This window comes from Pseudarthrobacter cremeus (assembly GCF_051857465.1).
Classification (GTDB): domain Bacteria; phylum Actinomycetota; class Actinomycetes; order Actinomycetales; family Micrococcaceae; genus Arthrobacter.
Genome location: NZ_JBPZHC010000001.1, coordinates 441,784 through 460,687 on the forward strand (window position 1 = coordinate 441,784; position 18,904 = coordinate 460,687).

Here is an 18,904-nt window from a genome sequence, read left to right on the forward strand (position 1 = left end):
CTCACACCTGTTTAATTACCCCAGTCTATTCCCCAGTGAGTTCAGTTCTCTAACTGAAGGCTTAAACGCCAAAGGGCCGGGCGGCGTCGGTATTCCGATGCCGCCCGGCCCTTCAAACGGCGGGGTCAGGCCGCCTGGTGTTGCGTGGTCACGCCTTTGCGGCGGCGGTGGAAGCGTCCGTTCGGGCTGAACTCTCGGCTCTCCGCTGCTCCACCCTCTTGGCCTGCTTCATCAGGTCCGGCTCGCTCTGCCGAAGCCACGCATACATCGGCGCAGCAATGAAAATCGTGGCAGCGGTTCCGATCAGGATTCCCACAAACAGTGCAAGGGAGAGGTCGCGGAGGGTTCCGGCGCCCAGCAGTCCTGCACCGATGAACAGGATGGCACCCACCGGGAGAATGGCAACCATCATGGTGTTGATGGAGCGGACCAGGGTCTGGTTCACGGCGAGGTTCACCTCTTCGGCGAAGGTGCGCCGCGTCGATGCCGAAAGGTCAACCGTGTTTTCCCTGATCTTGTCGAACACCACCACTGTGTCGTACAGCGAATAGCTGAGGACGGTGAGGAAGCCGATAATGGCTGACGGGGTGACCTCAAAGTCGCTGAGCGCATAGACTCCGGCGGTTATGAACATGGTGACGAGCATGCCCGCAATGGCAGAAAGCGACATCTTCCACGTCCGGAAGTAAAGCGCCATGAGGACCGCCGCGAGGAGGACAAACACCACCAGGCCGATCAAGGCCTGCTTGGTGACGTCGGCTCCCCACGTTGGCCCCACGAACGTGGACGTCACTTCATTGTCCGTAACGCCGTAGGCGGACGTCAGCCCGGACTTGATTTTGAGGGTCTCATCCTCTGTGAGTTTGTCGGTCTGGATCCGCATGGTGCTGCCTGCCACGTTGGCAACGCGGGGAATAGCGCCAGACACGACGTCCTGGACCGCTTTCTCCCCGATGTCGGCATCGGTGGTCTTGACGTTGGACACCGTGAATTCGGAACCGCCCCGGAATTCAATGCCAAGGTTGAACCCGCCCTTGGCCACCGGGATGAGGATGGACAGGGCCACCGCCACCGCCGCGATAAGGAACCAGAGTTTCTTGGCGCCCACAAAGTTGTAGGAGCGCTTGCCGGTGTAGAGCTCGTTGCCGAAAGTGGCGAAGCTGCTGGACATTACTTGTTCTCCTTGGCTGCGCCCTTGGAGGAGCCTGTGAGCTGCTCCTGCTTTTCCGCGAGGCGGCGTTCGGCGATGGTCATCCGGCGTTCGGCCTCTGCTGCCGCGCCGGTGTTTTTGGCCCGGACCACAGCAGGCTTTGCCTCCGGAGTGCGAAGGCGCCCTGCACCGCGGTAAAGCGGCACAACGCCGAGGCGCTTGGGGTCAAGGCCGGAGAAGGCGTGGCCTTCGCCGAAGAACCTGGTGCGCGCAATCAACTGCAGGGTGGGGTGGGTGAACATAAAAACGACGATGAGGTCGGCAATGGCCGTCAGGCCGAGGGTGAAAGCGAAGCCGCGGACGTTACCGACGGCCACAAAGTAGAGCACCAGTGCGGCCAGCAGGTTGACAGCCTTGGAGGCAAGCACCGTTCGTTTGGCGCGCTTCCAGCCGTTCTCGACGGCGGAGACCAGGCCACGGCCCTCCCGCAGCTCGTCGCGGATACGTTCGAAGTAGACAATGAACGAGTCCGCGGTCTGGCCGATTGCCACGATGAGGCCCGCCACACCGGCAAGGGAAAGACGATAGTTCTCGGTCCATCCCAGGATGGCGATGGCGAGATAGGTCAGCGCTCCTGCCACCACCAGGGACGCGATGGTCACAAACCCGAGGGCGCGGTACTGGAAGAGCGAATACACCACCACCAGCAACAGGCCAATAACGCCGGCCAGCAGGCCCATGCGCAACTGCTCGCCGCCGAGGGTGGCGGAAATCTGCTGCTCGCTCTGGATCTCGAAGCTGATGGGGAGTGCGCCGAACCGGAGCTGGTCGGACAGGGCCTTGGCGGTCTGCTCAGTGAAGTTTCCGGTGATCTGCGGCCGGCCGTCGGTGATGACTGCCAGGGAGCGCGGCGCGGAAATCACCTGGTCGTCCAGGACAATGGCAAACTGCGCCTTCGGATCATTCCCCGCTTCGCCGCCAGCGGCTGCGTAAAACTGGTTCAGGCGCTGGGTGACCTCTTTGAACTTGGCCGTGCCCTCCTCGTCGAACTGGATGTTGACTGCCCACTGGTTCGTGACGGCGCCCTGGGATCCCCGCTGCAGCTGGAAGGAGGACGTGACGATGTTGCTGCCCTTGACCTCAACGGGGCCCAGGATGTACTTCAGTGCAGGCGTCGTCGCCGTGGCGGGCTCGCAGGTGACCAGCGGCTTGGCGGGGTCCGAACGTTCCTGCTTGTCCTGGGACGGGTTGTCGCAGTCAAGGGTCTCGAACTGGCGGTAGATCTCGGGCGTAATCCAGTTGGTGTCACTGCTGTTGGCAGGTTCCGCGGTGGGTTTCGGCAGTTGATCCTCGGGCGTGAGGGACTCAGCCGGCACAGCGGCTCCGGCCCCGTTCAGGATGACCGGGCGGAAGTTCATGTCGGCGGAGGCCTGGATCAGGGCCCGGGTGGCGGTGGAAGGCGTACCCGGAAGGCTGACCACAACATTGCGTCCGGACTGAGTGCTGATTTCCGCTTCTGCTACACCTGAGCCATCCACCCGCTGGCGGATGATGGCCACGGCCTGGTTGAGCTGCTCTTCGTTAATGTCCGAACCGCCCTCGACCTTGGGCGCCAGGATCATCTGGGTGCCACCCTCGAGGTCAAGCGCCAGTTTGGGTGCCCAGCTTGCCTGTCCGGCAACGGTGCCGCCGGCCAGGACGGCGGTCAGCACGGCAAGGATTACGCCGAGCCACACCAGTACCCTGAGGCCTGGTTTCTTGGGGCCAGTTCGTGCCATTGAAAGATCTTTCTCTTATTTACGGAAGAACCACCGAAAGGGAGCTGTTGCTCCCCCGGCGGCAATCCCCAAGCCGTAGAGGTGTTGTAAGCGCGTGCAGTGCGGCGGGACTAGTTGTCCTTCTTGCCCTCGTCGTTGAGGCGCTTAAGGGTTTCGTCCGGTGTCTCGGCCGTGGGCGCGGGGGTTCCGGCGTCACTTGCCGTCAGCGAGGAAGCATCGTTGGGGACAACTGCAGGCTCATCCCCGGCCACTACGGGAGGCTCCACGATCTTGGTCACTGCCTGGCGGTGCACCGTGGCCAGGTTGCCGGGAGAAAGTTCGAGGACAACCTTGTTTTCGGCTTCGTCCATGGAGACGATCCGGCCGAAGAGTCCGAAGGTGGTCATGACCTCAACACCGGGAGCGAACTGGGACTGCAGCTGTGCCTGCTGCTCTTTCGTCTTCTTGTTCCGGCGGAACATCATGAAGATGAAGATTCCGAGCATTGCGAACAAGACGATGTTCATTGGATCCACAGGAAAGATTCCGTTCTGTACTGGCGTATCGAGGGTTTGGCTGCGTCCGCTTCGTTCCACGTTGCAGAAAAATCGTGCCTGGCAGGCATCGGCTGGTCAGAGCCGCCGGCGGGAACAAAGACCCGAACGTGCCGGGTGTCATACCAGTCTAAAGGGAAAAGCTGAAAGGACAGTCTTATGGGCTGTTCGGCGCCCGGTCGGCCGCGGGCTCAACGCTGTCCGGGCCGGTTTCGAACAGATCAAGCGGCTCCTGCGCAAAAACTCCGGCCGGTACGGCATAACCCAAATGGGTCCAGGCCGGTGCCATCGCGATGCGGCCGCGGGGTGTCCTGCCCAGGAGGCCTTCGCGCACCAGGAATGGTTCCGCCACCGTTTCCACTGTTTCGGTCTCCTCCCCCACGGCAATGGCCAGGGTTGAGAGACCCACCGGTCCGCCGCCGAACTTGGTGATCAGCGCTTCGAGGACTGCCCGGTCCAGGCGGTCCAGGCCACGCTTGTCCACTTCATACATATCCAGGGCGGCAGAGGCGGTGCGGGCATCAATCTGCTCGATCCCGTGCACCAGCGCCCAGTCGCGTACCCGCCGCAGGAGGCGGTTGGCGATACGGGGCGTACCGCGCGAGCGTCCCGCGATTTCGCTGAAGCCCGCGGAATTGACCTTGAGGTCCAGCAGGCCGGCGGACCGCCGGAGTACCAGTTCGAGCTCGGCCACGCTGTAGAACTCCAGATGCCCCGTGAACCCGAATCTGTCCCGCAATGGCCCGGGCAGCAGCCCGGCACGGGTGGTGGCACCCACCAGCGTGAACGGCGGGAGCTCGAGGGGAATGGCGGTGGCACCGGCGCCCTTGCCCACCACGATGTCCACCCGGAAATCTTCCATGGCCATGTAGAGCATTTCCTCGGCAGGGCGTGACATCCGGTGGATTTCATCCAGGAACAGGACCTCGCCCTCCGACAGTGAGGACAGGATGGCGGCGAGGTCACCGGCGTGCTGGATGGCCGGGCCGCTGCTGATCCGCAGGGGTGCGTTCATTTCGGAGGCGACAATCATGGCGAGCGTTGTCTTGCCGAGGCCAGGCGGGCCTGAAAAGAGCACGTGGTCGGCGCTGCGGCCGCGCATGCGGGAAGCCTGCAGGACCAGGGAGAGCTGCTTCCGGACGCGGTGCTGGCCCACGAAGTCGTCCAGGTTTTTGGGCCGGAGGGCAGCCTCTATGGCACGGTCTTCCGGTTCCTCCACCGCCGCTACCACGGACGGTTCAGCCACGGCTGCCTACGCGGTTTCCGGCCCGCGCGCCATCCTGGCCCAGCCAGCGGAGCGTGGTCCGCAGGATTTCGGCCACATTGCCGCGGAAGGAGACCTCTGGGTCATCGGCCAGGGCTTTGTCGATGCTGGCCGTGGCGTCCTTCTCGGACCAGCCCAGGCTGGTCATGGCGGCCACCACCTGCGGCTTCCAGGCAGCCTCCGCCGGTGTAGCCACGGCGGGAGAACCAGGGGTTCCGTGCGGCACCAGCTTGCCGGCAAGTTCGAGCACGATCCGGGCACCCACTTTGGGTCCAATGCCGGGAACCTTGGTGAAGGTCTTGCTGTCACCGGTGTGCGCGGCCACCCGGATGGACTCCGGCTCGTGGACGGCCAGCACGGCAAGCGCGAGGCGGGGCCCCACGCCGCTGACACTGAGGAGGACGTCGAAAACTTCACGTTCGTCGTCGGAGGCGAATCCGAACAGGGTGAGGGAATCCTCGCGGACGATCAGCGAGGTGAAGAGTTTGCCTTCCTCACCGGTGCGGAGTTTGCTCAGGGTCTGGGGCGTGGCGTTGACGCTCATGCCGGCGCCGTTGAGGTCGATGACCGCGCTGGAAAGACCTACGTGGGCTACGGTTCCGCGAAGGAAACTGATCAAGGCCGGGCTCCTGTGTAAACTGCCGGCACAGCCGACTATCCGAACATATCTACGAATACCCTAGCAAGTCCTGTGTCGGCACAGCGGGACATTCACCGTGCGCGGCGCGCTTGGGCCTCGGCGTCGGCCCATGCGCGCTGGGCGGCTGTCAGCGAGAGGCTGCCGGGACCCGTCGTGGCCACTGCCGCCCCGCTGCCCGCGCGCCAGGCGTGGGTGATGGCCAGGGCGAGGGCGTCCGCCGCGTCAGCCGGACGGGGTGGAGCGTCGAGCCGGAGGATCTTGGTGACGAGCTTGGTCACGGCGTCCTTGTTCGAGGTGCCGCTGCCGGTGACGGCGGCCTTGACCTCCGACGGCGTGTGCAGCGCCACCGGGATCCCGCGCCGGGCAGCTGCGGCAATCACCACGCCGGAAGCCTGCGCCACCCCCATCACAGTGCTGACATTCAGTTGTGAGAAAACGCGCTCGACGGCGAGGACGTGGGGCTCATGGCGGTCCAGCCACTCGTCGATGGCCAGGGCGATCACCAGCAGCCGCTGATCCAGGGAGTCCTCCGGAGAGGTTCCCACCACGCCGAAGGCCACCATTGTGGCCCGCCGGTTCCGTTCGACGTCGACCACTCCGATGCCGCAGCGGGTGAGGCCCGGGTCAACCCCGAGTACGCGCAGCGTCACCGGCGCCCAACCGTCCTACGCCGCAAAGCCGAAGGTCACTCGGCTTCTTCGAGGGCGGCCTGGACTTCGTCGCTGAGGTCGGCGTTGCTGTAGACGTTCTGGACGTCGTCGAGCTCTTCGAGGGCGTCCACGAGCTTCATGAACTTCTTGGCGGCTTCCAGGTCAAGCGGAACCTGCATCGACGGAACGAATTCGGCTTCGTCAGTGTCGTACTCGATTCCGGCTTCTTTGAGTGCATCGCGGACGGCCTGGAGGTCCGTGGGCTCCGAGTGGATTTCGAAGGTGTCGCCGTTGTCCTTGACTTCTTCGGCGCCGGCATCCAGGACTGCCATCAGGACATCGTCCTCGGTCAGGTCCTTCTTGGGCAGGGACACCACACCCTTGCGGCTGAACAGATAGCTCACGGAACCGGGATCGGCGATGGTGCCGCCGTTGCGGGAGATGGCGAGGCGGACTTCGGAGGCCGCCCGGTTCTTGTTGTCCGTCAGGCACTCGATCAACAGAGCGGAGCCCTGCGGGCCACGGCATTCGTACATGATCTCGGTGTAGTCAACCACTTCACCGGTCAGGCCGGCACCGCGCTTGATGGCGCGGTCGATGTTGTCGGCCGGGACGGAAGTCTTCTTGGCCTTGGTGACGGCAAGTTCCAGGCCCGGGTTGCCCTGGAGGTCCGGGCCGCCCATGCGTGCAGCGACTTCGATGTTCTTGATCAGCTTGGCGAACGACTTGGCGCGGCGGCTATCGAGGATGGCCTTCTTGTGCTTGGTCGTTGCCCATTTGGAGTGGCCTGACATGCTTTACGCTTCTCCTCTGATCATGCGGATAAAAAGTTCATGTACGCGTTTCTCCCCAGTCACTTCCGGATGGAAGGAGGTGGCCAGCAGGTGGCCCGAACGCACTGCAACAATTCTAGCCGTCCCCGGCAGGCTCGCCGCGTGGGACGCGTGGACGGGATCGGCCGGCTCAACCTGGGCCAGGATCTCGACGCCGGGACCGACCCGCTCCACCCAGGGGCCGCGGATGAACACGGCATGGACGGGAGCCACGCCGGAGGCAGTGGCGCTGAACTCGAGGCCTTTGAAGTCGAGGTCCGTTTCGAACGATTCCCGTTGCCGCCCGAACGCGTTGCGCCGCACGGTGATGTCCAGGCCGCCGAAGGTCTGCTGCGGTTTTCCGGAGAGGTCCGTTGCCGGGTCGGCGATGTTATCGGCAAGGAGGATCATGCCGGCACAGGAACCGTAGGTGGGGAGGCCGCCGCGGATGCTCTCGGTCAGCGGCCCGGCAAGGTCAAAGGCGCGGGCCAGCTTGTCGATGGCAGTGGACTCGCCACCGGGAATAATCAGGCCGTCCAGGCCATCCAGTTCCACGGGCCTGCGGATTCCGACGCCGGCGGCACCGGCTGCTTCCACGGCCCGGAGGTGCTCGCGGAAGTCGCCCTGAAGCGCCAGGACGCCGATCCGCAGGCCTGAGCCCACGCGTGCGGAAGCGGCGGAGAGGGGGTTTGTCATCCATTCAGCATAATGGCCGGAGCGCCCGGCCTGGCCGTGGACGGCCATCCCCGTCAGGGTTCCATGCCGTAGCTGGGATATATTACAGAGCATGCTTTACATCAGTGTTCCGCTCGGCAAGCTGGTCCGCCGGGTGTCCCGGCTCAGGGGTGGCGGGTCCGCCCTGCCCGGTCTGGTGGTCGAAAAAATCGATCCCGGCTTTATGCAGCGGACACTCTCCACCCTCCCCCATGGTGTTGCCGTGGTCAGCGGAACCAACGGAAAAACCACCACCACCAAGATGGTGGTTGAGCTCCTGGAGAGCCAGGGCCTGAAGGTCTTCACCAACCGCACAGGCAGCAATTTCACCCGCGGGGTGGCCGCGGCCCTGCTGGGCGAGGTGGACTGGCGCGGCCGCCTGCAGGCAGATGTGGCCGTCCTGGAGCTCGACGAGGCCCACGCCGTGCACTTCGTGAACCGCGTCCCGCCCCGGTACTGCCTCCTGCTCAACGTCCTGCGGGACCAGCTGGACCGTTTCGGCGAGATCGACAAAACCGCCCAGCTCCTCCAGCACGTTGCGGACAAAACCACCGGAACGGTGGTGCTGAACCGGGAGGACCCCCGGGTGGCACGCATTGCGGAGACCCTGACCGGGCAGCAGGTCCAGTATTTCGGCCTGGACGATTCGCTGCTGAGCACGTTTCCCAACGACGACGACATGCGTGCGGCGCCGGGGAGTCCCCTTCCCGCAGCCCTGCCGGAAAAGCCGCACGCCGACGTCGTACTCCGCAAGGTGGGACCGGACACCGCTGATTTTGAGTACGACGGCGTCACGGTCAGCACCGCGATGAAGCTCCGCGGGGTCTACAACATCTTCAATGCCGCCGCCGCGCTTGCCCTTGCCCGCAGCATCTGCGGTTCCGGTGCCGCGACTGCCGACCACAGCACCCTGCTCACTGCACTGTCGAAGGTTGAACCCGCGTTCGGCCGGGGCGAGAGCCTGACCGTGGACGGCCAGCCCCTTGACCTGGTGCTGGTCAAGAACCCCAGCGGATTCCGCCTCGGCCTCAAGTCCTTTTCCGCCGGCGGCTATGCCACCATGATCGCCATCAATGACAACTACGCCGACGGCCGGGACATGTCCTGGCTGTGGGATGTGGAATTTGATTCGCTCCGCAACGGCGGCGTGGACCAGCTGACGGGGTCCCGCGCGTACGACATGGCCCTGCGGCTGCAGTATGACAACGTGGCGATCGGCGCCGTCGAGCCGGACATCGCCCCTGCCCTGGCCGCCTTTATCCGCGAGGCCAAAGGCAAACCGAAGCGGGTTTTCTGCACATACACAGCCATGCTGGCCATCCGCCGCGAGCTGTCCAAAATCACCACAGTCGAGGTGGTCTCATGACCGGGGAATCACAGGCCGCCCGGGCCGGCGCGGGCGCCGGTGCGGGCCCCGGCAAGGACGAAGGCAAGGGCACCATCCGGATCCTTCAGCTGTATCCGCGGGACATGAACATCTACGGCGACTGGGGCAACGCGCTGGTGCTGCAGCGTCGCGTCCAGTGGCACGGCTACACCCCTGAACTGCTGGAGTACAACCCGGGCGACGACTTCCCGGCGGACGTGGACATCATCGTCGGCGGCGGCGGCCAGGACAGCGGCCAACTGATCATCCAGGACGACCTTCAGCTGCGCGCGGGCACCCTTACGGAACTGGCTGAGGATGGTGCCCCGATGCTGGTCATCTGTGGCCTCTACCAGCTGTTCGGACGCTTCTTCAAGACCCGCCTGGGGACCGTCATTCCGGGAATCGGCATCCTCGACGTCGAGACCCACGGCACTGACGAACGCCTGATCGGCAACGTCAAAGTGTCGACGCCGGAATTCGGTGAGGTGCTCGGGTATGAGAACCACAGCGGGCAGACGACTCTCGGAAGCGGCGTACGCCCGCTGGGTACGGTGGCCAGGGGAACAGGCAACAACAGCAAGGACGGCAACGAAGGGGCGCGCTATAAAAATGTGGTGGCCAGCTACCTGCACGGGTCATTGCTGCCCAAGAACCCGGCCATCGCGGACTTCCTCATCCGGACCGCCGCGGAACGAAAGTTCGGAACCTTTGACCCGGGCGCACCGGACGACCACTACGCCGTCCTGGCGCGCGAACACGCCGCCCGCCGTCCACGCTGACGCCCGGCCCTGCGTCAGCGCCAGTGGAAGTATTCCCGGTGGATGTTGGCAGGGCGGACGCCGGCGGCCCGGAACGCCCGCCGGAACTCTTTAAGCATGGGGTCCGGACCGCCCATGAAGACCGAGAGCTCACGGGGATCTGCCTGAACAGCCGCCAGTACGTGCTGCGGCGTCAGGCGGCCGCCGGTTGTGGTGTCGATCAGGTGGACTGCAAGGCGAGGGTGGGCCTTGGCAATGGCCTGGACCTCGTCGGCGAACGGTGAACGGCCGGAAGAGGTGACAAAGAGGTCCACGGCTTCGTTCAGTTCCCCGTCGAGGGACCTAAGCCAGCTCAGGAACGGCGTGATGCCGACACCACCGGCGATCCAGACCTGGCGGGCTGTGCCAGTTAATCGGTCAAACCTGCCGTAAGGCCCGCTGACAACCGCAGGCATGCCTGGCTGGACCACCTCCGGAAGTTTCGTTGTATGGTCTCCCAGCGCCTTGACCGTGATGCGGATGCCCTTGTCCGCAGGCGCCCCGGAAATTGAGAACGGATGCCGCTGCCAGCCATCCTGCGTCTCCAGGTAGATCATGGCGAACTGGCCTGGCCTGAAGTTAAGGGGCCTCCCCAGAGGCTTCAGGTGCACATCGACGAGTCCGGGCGCCACGGTGCGTACCTCGTCCACCTGGTAGTCGTGATGCGGGAGGAAATGGCGGGCCACCAGTTCACGGTAGGCGTAGAACCCCAGTCCGACCCCGCCTATCACCACGTAGCTCCAGCGCAGCACCGGCGTCGATTCAAAAGCCGTGGCGTCCAGGAGCCCGTGGAAGAAGCCAGCCGCCACGAACAGGCCCGTCAAACGGTGAAAGCCGCGCCATCGTTCATAGCCGCCCAGGACACGCGTGACAAGTTTCACCGGCCACGTTTCGCGGGTTCGGAGCACTGCGCCGTGGACGGCCGGCGGCAACATGGTGCGCCAGCGCGGCAGGATGGCCCAGACGATCAGTGCGGCCAGACCCACAGCTGCCGGAACTGCCAGCGCCTTGCCCAGGGCAGTGGCCTGCGGGTTGGACGCCAGTTCCACATGGGGCAGCAAGAGCAATGCCCCGGCGATGGCGAGGCGACGGTGCCAGATGGCTGCGTAGTCGATGCCGCCAAAACCGAGCTCGACGTGCGGCAGGGTGCTGATCAGGACGAGCGCGATGGACATCAGCAGGACCGATTCCCCGCCGAACAGCTGACCGAGGTGTCGCGTAAGGGGTTCGCCTTCAGGGCGTGCCACCAGCCACAGCACCAGGTAAGCGGCAGCCAGGAATCCGATGGCCAGCGGACCTGTCAGCCGGACCGGCACGCCGAGGATTGCGGCACGCCTCTGGCGGGTCGCCGAATGTGTGCCGGACACGGGTCAGGGCTCCTTCGTGATAAGCAGTTCATGGGCTCCGGCAGCAGCGCCCATGGACTCCACCACAGTGGATGTCCTCAGGCGCGTGGCGGCGTCCGCCTCGGGGGTGGCGCAGACACCTTGCGGTGCGTCCGACGCCACGGAGCACCAGCGGTACGGATCGCGGACGATGACCGAGGGTGCCCACGCAAGGTCCGACGCCGACCATTTGCCTGCTGCATTTTGGCTGAACTGTGCGCGCACCAGAAGTCCTTCGTTGTTCACCACGTACCACGGGGACAGTTCGGTGACGCCGTTGCCCAGCCCGTAGACGATCCAGGTGCCCTTGTAGTTTTCGATCGGCAGCACAGAGTGCGTGTGATGGCCGTAGATCATGGTGAACTGCCCGCTGTCCACCAGGGCGTGGGCTGCTTCCTGTTGCTGGGCGTTCGCTTCGCTGGCATACTCATCCCCTGCGTGCATGGCGCCCAGGACTATGTCCGCGCCCAGCGCCCGGGCTTTAATGGCCTTGGCGATCATGGCCGGCGCGTCCAGCATGTCCACCTGCCAGCCGTATTCGGGGTACTGGCCGTTGAGGCCATAGGTCCCTTCGATGATGGCGATCTTCGCGGCCTTCGTGGGAAGGATCAGGATGCCCTGGGACTCGGTTTGGGTGCGGTAGGAACCGGTGTGCTTCAGCCCTGCGGCGTCCAGGGCATCCAGGGTGCGCAGCAGGCCGTCAGTGTTGCGGTCGATCGTGTGGTTGCTTGCGGTGGTGCACGCCTGGTACCCAACGGCCTTGGACGCCGCGATGATCTGCGGGGGAACATTGAATGACGGGTAGGCCGCGAACGGCCCCTCAGGCCCCGCAACCGGTGTTTCCTGGTGGCAGATGGCGAGATCGCTGTGCTGGATATACCGGCGCTGACCCTCGAGCAGCGGCCCGAAGTCCAGCCCGGCCTTCCCGGCAGCGGCGGCGTCATCGCGCGCCTGCTGCCAGAGCTGGGTGTGGACCAGCATGTCGCCGGTGACCAGTACCGATGTGCAGCGCAGCGTGGGGCAAGCCGGCCCGGCGCCCGGCGTCGGGGTGGGCACGGGTGTAGGGGTGGTCGTGGGTGTAGGGGTGGTCGTCGGCGTGGCGACAGGCCGTCCTGCGGCGGACTCCTTGCCGGCAGCTCCGGAGGTGGCAGTCCCCTGCTGTTCGGCCACGAGGCCGCAGCCAGCGAGCGTCGCCGCAAGGAAGAATGCCGAAAGCACCGCCCCTGGTCGAACGGCAGCACCACCACGTGTGTTCGCCATAAGCGCCATTGTAGGTTCGGCCGGCGCGGATGAAGCGGATATCCATGCATTGAGAAGCCGGCGCCGGTATGAAAGGTTTGCGGGATGACGAATCCGCTCCTCAGCACCAGCCCCCTGCCCTACCGGCTTCCCCCATTTGCCCGGCTCAGCCCCGCGGATTACGCCGAAGCTGTGGACGCAGGCTTGGCCGAACACCTGGCTGAAATCCAGGCGATCGTAGACATCGCGGCACCGGCAACCTTCGAAAACACTGCCGTGGCCATGGAACGGGCAGGCCAACTGCTCCAAAGGGCCGCCGCGTCCTTCTTTACCCTGGTCTCGGCCGACGCGTCCGAGGAGATCAACCACCTGGAAACCGAGCTCTCGCCACGGTTCGCCGCCCACCAGGACGATATCTTCCTCAACCGCGCCCTGTTCGAGCGGTTCGCGGCGATTGACACCTCCGGCCTCGGCCCTGAATCCGTCCGGCTGGTGGAGGAGTACCTGAAGGAATTCCGCCAGTCCGGCATCCAGCTCGATCCGGCAGGCCAGGAACACCTTAAGGAAATCAACGCCGAACTGTCCAGGCTCGGCACGGAGTTTGGCCAGCGGGTGAAGGAGGGCATGAAGTCGGCGGCCCTGCTGCTGGACAGTGCGGAGGAGTTAGCGGGGCTGCCTGCAGACGATGTCGCCAGCGCCGCCGAGGCCGCCCACGCTGCCGGCCACGACGGTAAATACCTGCTGACACTGATCCAACCCAGCAACCAGCCCGCCATGGCTGCCCTCGACAACCGGGACATCCGCCGTCGGCTGTTTGAGGCCTCCATAAGCCGCGGCAGCGACGGCGGGAGCCTGGACGTCCTGGAGCACGCCAGGTCGATGGCACGCCTTCGGGCGGAAAAAGCTGCCCTGCTCGGGTTCGCGAACTATGCCGAACTGGTGGTGGACCGGCAGACTGCCCCCGATTTCGACGCTGTGCAGTCCATGCTGAACAGGCTGGCCCCCGCTGCAGTCCGCAATGCCGACGCCGAGGCTGCTGCCTTGGCCGGGACGGCCGGGCATCCGCTGGAAGCGTGGGACTGGGCTTACTACTCAGCCAAAGTGCGGCGTGAAAAATATGCGGTGGACGAGCATGCGCTCCGTCCGTATTTCGAGCTGGACCGCGTCCTGCGGGACGGCGTCTTCTTCGCCGCCACGTCCCTCTACGGCATCACCTTCCACGAACGCCCTGACCTGGCCGGCTACCATCCCGATGTCCGTGTCTGGGAGGTCCGGGACCAGGACGGGAGTGGACTGGGGCTGTTCCTCGGCGATTACTACACGCGGCCGTCCAAGCGGGGCGGTGCCTGGATGAACTCGCTGGTTGAACAGTCGGACCTTCTCGGCACGCGTCCAGTGGTGATCAACAACCTCAACATCTCCAGGCCTCCCGCGGGCGAGCCCACGCTTCTGACACTGGACGAGCTTCGGACCACGTTCCACGAGTTCGGGCACGCACTCCACGGCCTGTTCTCCCACGTGACGTACCCGCGTTTTTCCGGGACCGCGGTCCCGCGTGACTTCGTGGAGTACCCCTCGCAGGTCAACGAGATGTGGATTCTTTGGCCGGAGGTGCTGGCCAACTACGCGCGGCACCACGTCACCGGCGAACCGCTTCCGCAGGAAGTTGTGGCCAGGCTGGACGCCGCACGGCTCTGGGGCGAGGGCTTCGGGACCACCGAGTACCTCGGAGCAGCACTGCTGGACCTGGCGTGGCACACGCTTGACGCCACCGCTGTCCCGGACGATGCCCTCGCCTTCGAGGACAAGGCGCTGGCAGCCGCCGGAGTGGCGCACGCCCTCATCCCGCCGCGATACCGCACCGGCTATTTCCAGCACATCTTCGCCGGCGACGGTTACGCAGCCGGGTACTACTCCTATATCTGGAGCGAGGTGCTGGATGCTGAGACAGTGGACTGGTTCACCGAAAACGGCGGTATGACCCGGACCAACGGGGAAACGTTCCGCAACGAACTGCTCGCTCGTGGCAACAGCCGGGACCCGCTGGAATCCTTCCGGGCGCTCCGGGGACGCGAGGCGCGGCTGGAGCCGCTGCTGAAGCGCCGCGACCTGGACTAACCCCAACCCCCCTAAACAAATAACGACGCCGGTCCCCCACCAGAAAAGGTGAGGGACCGGCGTCGTACTTCTTGTGTCTCTGTTACCAGCCGCGCTCGGCGAGGCGGTGGGGCTGCGGGATTTCGTCCACGTTGATGCCCACCATGGCTTCGCCCAGGCCGCGGGAGGCCTTGGCGATGACGTCGGGGTCATCGAAGTACGTGGTGGCCTTCACGACGGCGGCGGCACGCTGGGCCGGGTTGCCGGACTTGAAGATGCCGGAACCGACGAACACGCCGTCGGCGCCGAGCTGCATCATCATCGCGGCGTCGGCCGGGGTGGCGATGCCGCCGGCGGTGAACAGCACCACGGGAAGCTTTCCGGTGGAGGCGATTTCCTTGACCAGTTCGTACGGGGCCTGCAGTTCCTTGGCCGCGACGTAGAGCTCGTCCTCGGGCAGGGACGCGAGCTTGAGGATCTCGGCGCGGATCTGGCGCATGTGGGTGGTGGCGTTGGAGACATCGCCGGTACCGGCCTCGCCCTTGGACCGGATCATCGCCGCGCCCTCGTTGATGCGGCGCAGGGCCTCACCGAGGTTGGTGGCGCCACAGACGAAGGGAACGGTGAATTTCCACTTGTCGATGTGGTTGGTGTAGTCGGCGGGTGTCAGGACCTCGGACTCGTCAATGTAGTCCACGCCGAGTGACTGCAGGATCTGCGCCTCGACGAAGTGGCCGATCCTGGCCTTGGCCATCACGGGCACGGACACGGCGTCGATGATCTTGTCGATCATGTCCGGGTCAGACATGCGGGACACGCCGCCCTGGGCGCGGATATCGGCCGGAACGCGTTCCAGCGCCATGACTGCCACGGCACCGGCATCTTCGGCGATGCGGGCCTGTTCGACGTTGACGACGTCCATGATGACGCCGCCCTTGAGCATCTCAGCCATACCGCGCTTGACGCGGTTGCTGCCCGTGACGCTGTTCGCGGACGAACCGGCTTCGCTGCTTACATCAGGTGTAGACACAAAAACCCCTATGGGTAGATAGATGACCTTCGCCGGGCGTGAGGTGGCACGGAGGTGCCGAAATTTACACACACGGATTGCCGGATCCAATGACCGGGCAGTCCTAATAGTAGTCCCACCGCGGCCAGCGGACTTAATCAGGGTTAATCGGCCGCGGTGGTCTCGCTGAGGGCCTGGCGCCGGACAGAAGCGATGCGCTGGATTACCGTGACGAGGCTGGCCAGGGCCAGCAGCCCGAGCGTCACCAGCAGGACCACCGGCGGCAGTCCAAGGCCGGTGAATCCTGTAACCACCAGGACCGAAACCAGCCGTTCGGCGCGCTCCGCGATGCCCACATTGGCGGTGAATCCGAGGGACTCGGCTTTGGCCCTCGCGTAGGAGACAACCATCCCCAGAATAAGGCAGAGCATCGCAGCGACGGCGATGGCGTAGTCCGCGCCCCCGGTGAAGAACCAGATGGCGACGCCGGCGAACAGTGCGCCATCAGCGATCCTGTCAAGGGTGGAGTCCAGGAAGTTGCCCCACCGCCCCTCGGTGTCCCGCATCCTGGCCATGATTCCGTCCAGGACGTCAGAGAAGATGAATGCCGTGATGAACAGCGTCCCCCACCACAGCTGGCCGAGGGGGTAGAAGACCAGGGCGCCCGCCACAACGCCGCCGGTTCCAATGACCGTCACCGCATCAGGGGAAACACCTATTTTCAGAAGCCAGCGGGCCAGCGGGGTGAACAGCGCGGTGAAAAACCCGCGAGCGTGCTTATTCAGCATCCGTCTCCCCGGGCCACGCCTCAGCGACCTGCTGGCGGACCTCGTCAAGGGTCTGCGTGATGGCCTTGGTCTGGGCGATGATGGGGAAGAAGTTGCCGTCGCCGCCCCAGCGCGGAACGATGTGCTGATGTAGATGAGCGGCGATCCCCGCCCCGCCAACCACTCCCTGGTTCATGCCCAGGTTGAAGCCGCCAGGGTTTGCCACCTTGCGCAGGACCTTCATGGCCGTCTGGGTGATCTCCGCGAACTCTGCGGTCTCCTCCAGTGTCAGGTCCGTGTAGTCAGGCACGTGCCGGTAGGGGCAGACCAGCAGGTGGCCGGGGTTGTACGGAAAGAGGTTGAGGACCACGTAGCAGGTCTTCCCCCGGTACACGATGAGGGATTCTTCATCGCTCCGCCCGGGTCCCACGCAGAACGGGCAGTCGTGCTCGTTTTTGAACTGGTGCTGGCCGCCCTTGATGTAGGCCATCCGGTGGGGAGTCCACAGGCGCTGGAAAGCATCCGGCACGCCCGCGAGATCAAAATCGTCGGTTACGCCGGCATCGCCTGGATACCCAGCGCCTGTGTTCTCTTGCACCGTGGTCTGTCCGTTTCCGCTAGCTGGTCCGGTTACGGACGGCTTCTGTGATCCGTTTGACTGCCTCGGCCACCTGCACGCCGTTGTCCTGGCTTCCGTCACGGAACCGGAATGACACCGCTCCGGCCTCGGCGTCGTCGCCTCCCGCGATCAGGACAAAGGGGACCTTGTCCTTGCTGGCGGTGCGGATCTTCTTGGGGAACCTGTCCGAGGACGTGTCGACCTCGGCGCGGATTCCCGCCGCCTTGAGCTGATCAACGACGTCGAACATGTAGTCATTGAAGGCTTCGGCCACGGGGATGCCCACCACCTGGACCGGTGACAGCCACGCCGGGAATGCTCCGGCGTAATGCTCCGTGAGGACACCCATGAAGCGCTCGATGGAACCGAAGAGCGCACGGTGGATCATCACGGGACGCTGGCGCGTGCCATCGGCGGCCTGGAATTCCAGTTCGAAGCGTTCGGGGAGGTTGAAGTCCAGCTGGATGGTGGACATCTGCCAGGTCCGGCCCAGGGCGTCCTTTGCCTGCACGGAAATCTTGGGGCCGTAGAAAGCAGCGCCGCCCGGGTCCGCAACCAGTTCCAGGCCGGATTCCTCTGCCACTTCGGCGAGGGTCCGGGTGGCTTCTTCCCACGCGGCGTCTTCGCCGACGTACTTCTCCGGGTCCTTGGTGGAAAGTTCCAGGTAGAAGTCGTTCAGGCCGTAGTCCTTGAGCAGGTCCAGGACGAAGTTCAGGGTCTTGGTGAGTTCGTCCTTCATCTGCTCGCGCGTGCAGTAGATGTGGGCGTCGTCCTGGGTCATGCCCCGGACCCGGGTCAGGCCGTGGACCACGCCGGACTTCTCGTAGCGGTAGACCGCTCCGAATTCGAAGAGCCGCAGGGGCAGCTCGCGGTACGAGCGGCCGCGGGAACGGAAGATCAGGTTGTGCATGGGGCAGTTCATCGGCTTCAGGTAGTAATCCTGGCCGGGCTTGCGTACGGTGCCGTCCTCATTGAGTTCGGCGTCCACGTGCATGGCCGGGAACATTCCCTCTTTGTACCAGTCAAGGTGGCCCGAGACCTCGTACAGGTGGCCCTTGGTGATGTGCGGGGTGTAGACGAACTCGTAGCCGGCGTCGACGTGGCGCTGCCTCGAGTAGTCCTCCATCTCCTTGCGGATGATGCCGCCCCTGGGGTGGAAGACGGGCAGCCCGGAGCCAAGCTCGTCCGGAAACGAGAACAGGTCCAGCTCCACGCCTAGCTTGCGGTGGTCGCGCCGTTCAGCCTCGGCGATCCGTTCCTGATACGCCTTCAGTTCGTCCTTGGTGGGCCACGCCGTGCCGTAAATCCGCTGCAGCTGCTGGTTCTTCTGGTTCCCCAGCCAGTAGGCCGAGGAAGAGCGGGTCAGCGCGAAGGCGTTGGAGATGAGCTTGGTGTTGGGCAGGTGGGGGCCGCGGCAGAGGTCGCACCAGACGCTGTCACCGCTCTTCCGGTCAACGTTGTCGTAGATGGTGATGTCGCCGGCGCCGACCTCCACGTTGACGCCTTCGCCGGCATCGGCGGCCTCGTCCTTCTTGCCCAGCAGCTCCAGTTTGTAGGGCTCGTCCTTCATGGCCTCACGGGCCTCGTCCTCATTGACGACGCGCCGGACGAATTTCTGGTTCTGGTTGACGATCTTGAGCATCATCTTTTCGAGGGTTTTGAGGTCCTCGGGGGTGAAGGGTTCGGCGACATCGAAGTCGAAGTAGAAGCCGTCCGTGATGTACGGGCCGATGCCCAGCTTGGCGTCCGGCCGAAGCTGCTGCACGGCCTGGGCCATGACGTGGGCTGTGGAGTGCCGGAGGACGTTGAGGCCATCGGGAGAACCAATGGTTACGGCCTGGATTTCGGCACCTTCGGGCAGTTCCTGGTCCAGGTCCTTCAGCTCGCCGTTGACACGGGCCACAACGACGTCGCGGCGCTCAAAGAAGAGTTCCGCACCGGTTGTCCCGGTAGTCACCTTGGTCTCTTCGCCATCGACGATGAGGGTGATCTGCTGGGCATCTGACACGGGTGTCTCCTATTCAAAGTTTAGGCTTCATAGCTTGTGGCGTACGGGGACCACAGCCAGCCATCGTCAATGC

The 18,904-nt window shown here is 64.7% G+C and carries 17 protein-coding genes; 3 read left to right on the top strand and 14 right to left on the bottom strand.

The window, feature by feature from the left end; translation table 11 throughout:
• Positions 1-148: 148 nt before the first annotated feature.
• The 8 genes from secF to pdxT form a co-directional block, all read right to left on the bottom strand.
• Positions 149-1,171, bottom strand: a complete 1,023-nt coding sequence (gene secF / locus ACS5PJ_RS01910) for a protein translocase subunit SecF (protein WP_439433230.1) — start codon at positions 1,169-1,171, stop codon at positions 149-151.
• Positions 1,171-2,928 (bottom strand): protein translocase subunit SecD, encoded by a 1,758-nt coding sequence (secD, locus tag ACS5PJ_RS01915; protein ID WP_439433231.1) that lies wholly within the window; start codon positions 2,926-2,928, stop codon positions 1,171-1,173. The genes secF and secD overlap by 1 nt, the downstream gene beginning before the upstream one ends.
• 110 nt (positions 2,929-3,038) lie before the next feature.
• Positions 3,039-3,434 carry a preprotein translocase subunit YajC gene (yajC, locus tag ACS5PJ_RS01920; RefSeq protein ID WP_439433232.1) on the bottom strand — a complete coding sequence of 132 codons (396 nt, stop codon included), beginning with the start codon at positions 3,432-3,434 and terminating at the stop codon, positions 3,039-3,041.
• A 184-nt stretch (positions 3,435-3,618) separates the two neighbouring features.
• The gene (ruvB, locus tag ACS5PJ_RS01925) at positions 3,619-4,707 is read right to left on the bottom strand and encodes a Holliday junction branch migration DNA helicase RuvB (protein ID WP_439433233.1); all 1,089 of its coding nucleotides are present in this window, start codon (positions 4,705-4,707) and stop codon (positions 3,619-3,621) included.
• Positions 4,700-5,344, bottom strand: a complete 645-nt coding sequence (gene ruvA / locus ACS5PJ_RS01930) for a Holliday junction branch migration protein RuvA (RefSeq protein WP_439433234.1) — start codon at positions 5,342-5,344, stop codon at positions 4,700-4,702. Before ruvA ends, ruvB begins: the two co-directional genes overlap by 8 nt.
• 92 nt (positions 5,345-5,436) lie before the next feature.
• Positions 5,437-6,015, bottom strand: coding sequence for a crossover junction endodeoxyribonuclease RuvC (ruvC, locus tag ACS5PJ_RS01935; RefSeq protein ID WP_439433235.1), 579 nt, complete (start codon positions 6,013-6,015; stop codon positions 5,437-5,439).
• A 35-nt stretch (positions 6,016-6,050) separates the two neighbouring features.
• Positions 6,051-6,809 carry a YebC/PmpR family DNA-binding transcriptional regulator gene (locus ACS5PJ_RS01940; protein ID WP_131684036.1) on the bottom strand — a complete coding sequence of 253 codons (759 nt, stop codon included), beginning with the start codon at positions 6,807-6,809 and terminating at the stop codon, positions 6,051-6,053.
• A 3-nt stretch (positions 6,810-6,812) separates the two neighbouring features.
• A complete protein-coding gene (pdxT, locus tag ACS5PJ_RS01945; protein ID WP_439433236.1) occupies positions 6,813-7,523 on the bottom strand; it encodes a pyridoxal 5'-phosphate synthase glutaminase subunit PdxT in 711 nt (236 codons plus the stop codon).
• A gap of 91 nt (positions 7,524-7,614) precedes the next feature.
• Here pdxT and ACS5PJ_RS01950 point away from each other — a divergent pair, with 91 nt between their 5' ends.
• Together ACS5PJ_RS01950 and ACS5PJ_RS01955 are read left to right on the top strand one after the other, a co-directional pair.
• The gene (locus ACS5PJ_RS01950; RefSeq protein ID WP_439433237.1) at positions 7,615-8,907 is read left to right on the top strand and encodes a Mur ligase family protein; all 1,293 of its coding nucleotides are present in this window, start codon (positions 7,615-7,617) and stop codon (positions 8,905-8,907) included.
• Positions 8,904-9,689 (top strand): type 1 glutamine amidotransferase, encoded by a 786-nt coding sequence (locus ACS5PJ_RS01955; protein ID WP_439433238.1) that lies wholly within the window; start codon positions 8,904-8,906, stop codon positions 9,687-9,689. Before ACS5PJ_RS01950 ends, ACS5PJ_RS01955 begins: the two co-directional genes overlap by 4 nt.
• A gap of 14 nt (positions 9,690-9,703) precedes the next feature.
• Here ACS5PJ_RS01955 and ACS5PJ_RS01960 read toward each other — a convergent pair whose 3' ends face one another.
• Positions 9,704-11,074, bottom strand: a complete 1,371-nt coding sequence (locus tag ACS5PJ_RS01960) for a ferredoxin reductase family protein (protein WP_439433239.1) — start codon at positions 11,072-11,074, stop codon at positions 9,704-9,706.
• Between the two features lie 3 nt (positions 11,075-11,077).
• Positions 11,078-12,352, bottom strand: coding sequence for a CapA family protein (locus ACS5PJ_RS01965; RefSeq protein WP_439433240.1), 1,275 nt, complete (start codon positions 12,350-12,352; stop codon positions 11,078-11,080).
• Between the two features lie 84 nt (positions 12,353-12,436).
• Here ACS5PJ_RS01965 and ACS5PJ_RS01970 point away from each other — a divergent pair, with 84 nt between their 5' ends.
• Positions 12,437-14,449 (top strand): M3 family metallopeptidase, encoded by a 2,013-nt coding sequence (locus ACS5PJ_RS01970; protein ID WP_439433241.1) that lies wholly within the window; start codon positions 12,437-12,439, stop codon positions 14,447-14,449.
• 82 nt (positions 14,450-14,531) lie between these two features.
• Here the strand turns inward: ACS5PJ_RS01970 and pdxS are convergent, their stop codons facing one another.
• From pdxS to thrS, 4 genes are all read right to left on the bottom strand, one after another.
• On the bottom strand, positions 14,532-15,458 hold the full coding sequence (pdxS, locus tag ACS5PJ_RS01975) for a pyridoxal 5'-phosphate synthase lyase subunit PdxS (protein ID WP_439433242.1): 927 nt from the start codon (positions 15,456-15,458) through the stop codon (positions 14,532-14,534).
• Between the two features lie 143 nt (positions 15,459-15,601).
• On the bottom strand, positions 15,602-16,225 hold the full coding sequence (pgsA, locus tag ACS5PJ_RS01980; RefSeq protein WP_439433243.1) for a phosphatidylinositol phosphate synthase: 624 nt from the start codon (positions 16,223-16,225) through the stop codon (positions 15,602-15,604).
• Entirely contained in the window at positions 16,215-16,802 is a 588-nt protein-coding gene (locus tag ACS5PJ_RS01985; RefSeq protein ID WP_439433244.1) for an HIT family protein, read from the bottom strand. Before ACS5PJ_RS01985 ends, pgsA begins: the two co-directional genes overlap by 11 nt.
• Positions 16,803-16,821: 19 nt before the next feature.
• Positions 16,822-18,831: a threonine--tRNA ligase gene (gene thrS, locus ACS5PJ_RS01990; protein ID WP_439433245.1), complete on the bottom strand. Its 2,010-nt coding sequence runs from the start codon at positions 18,829-18,831 to the stop codon at positions 16,822-16,824.
• Positions 18,832-18,904 lie beyond the last annotated feature (73 nt).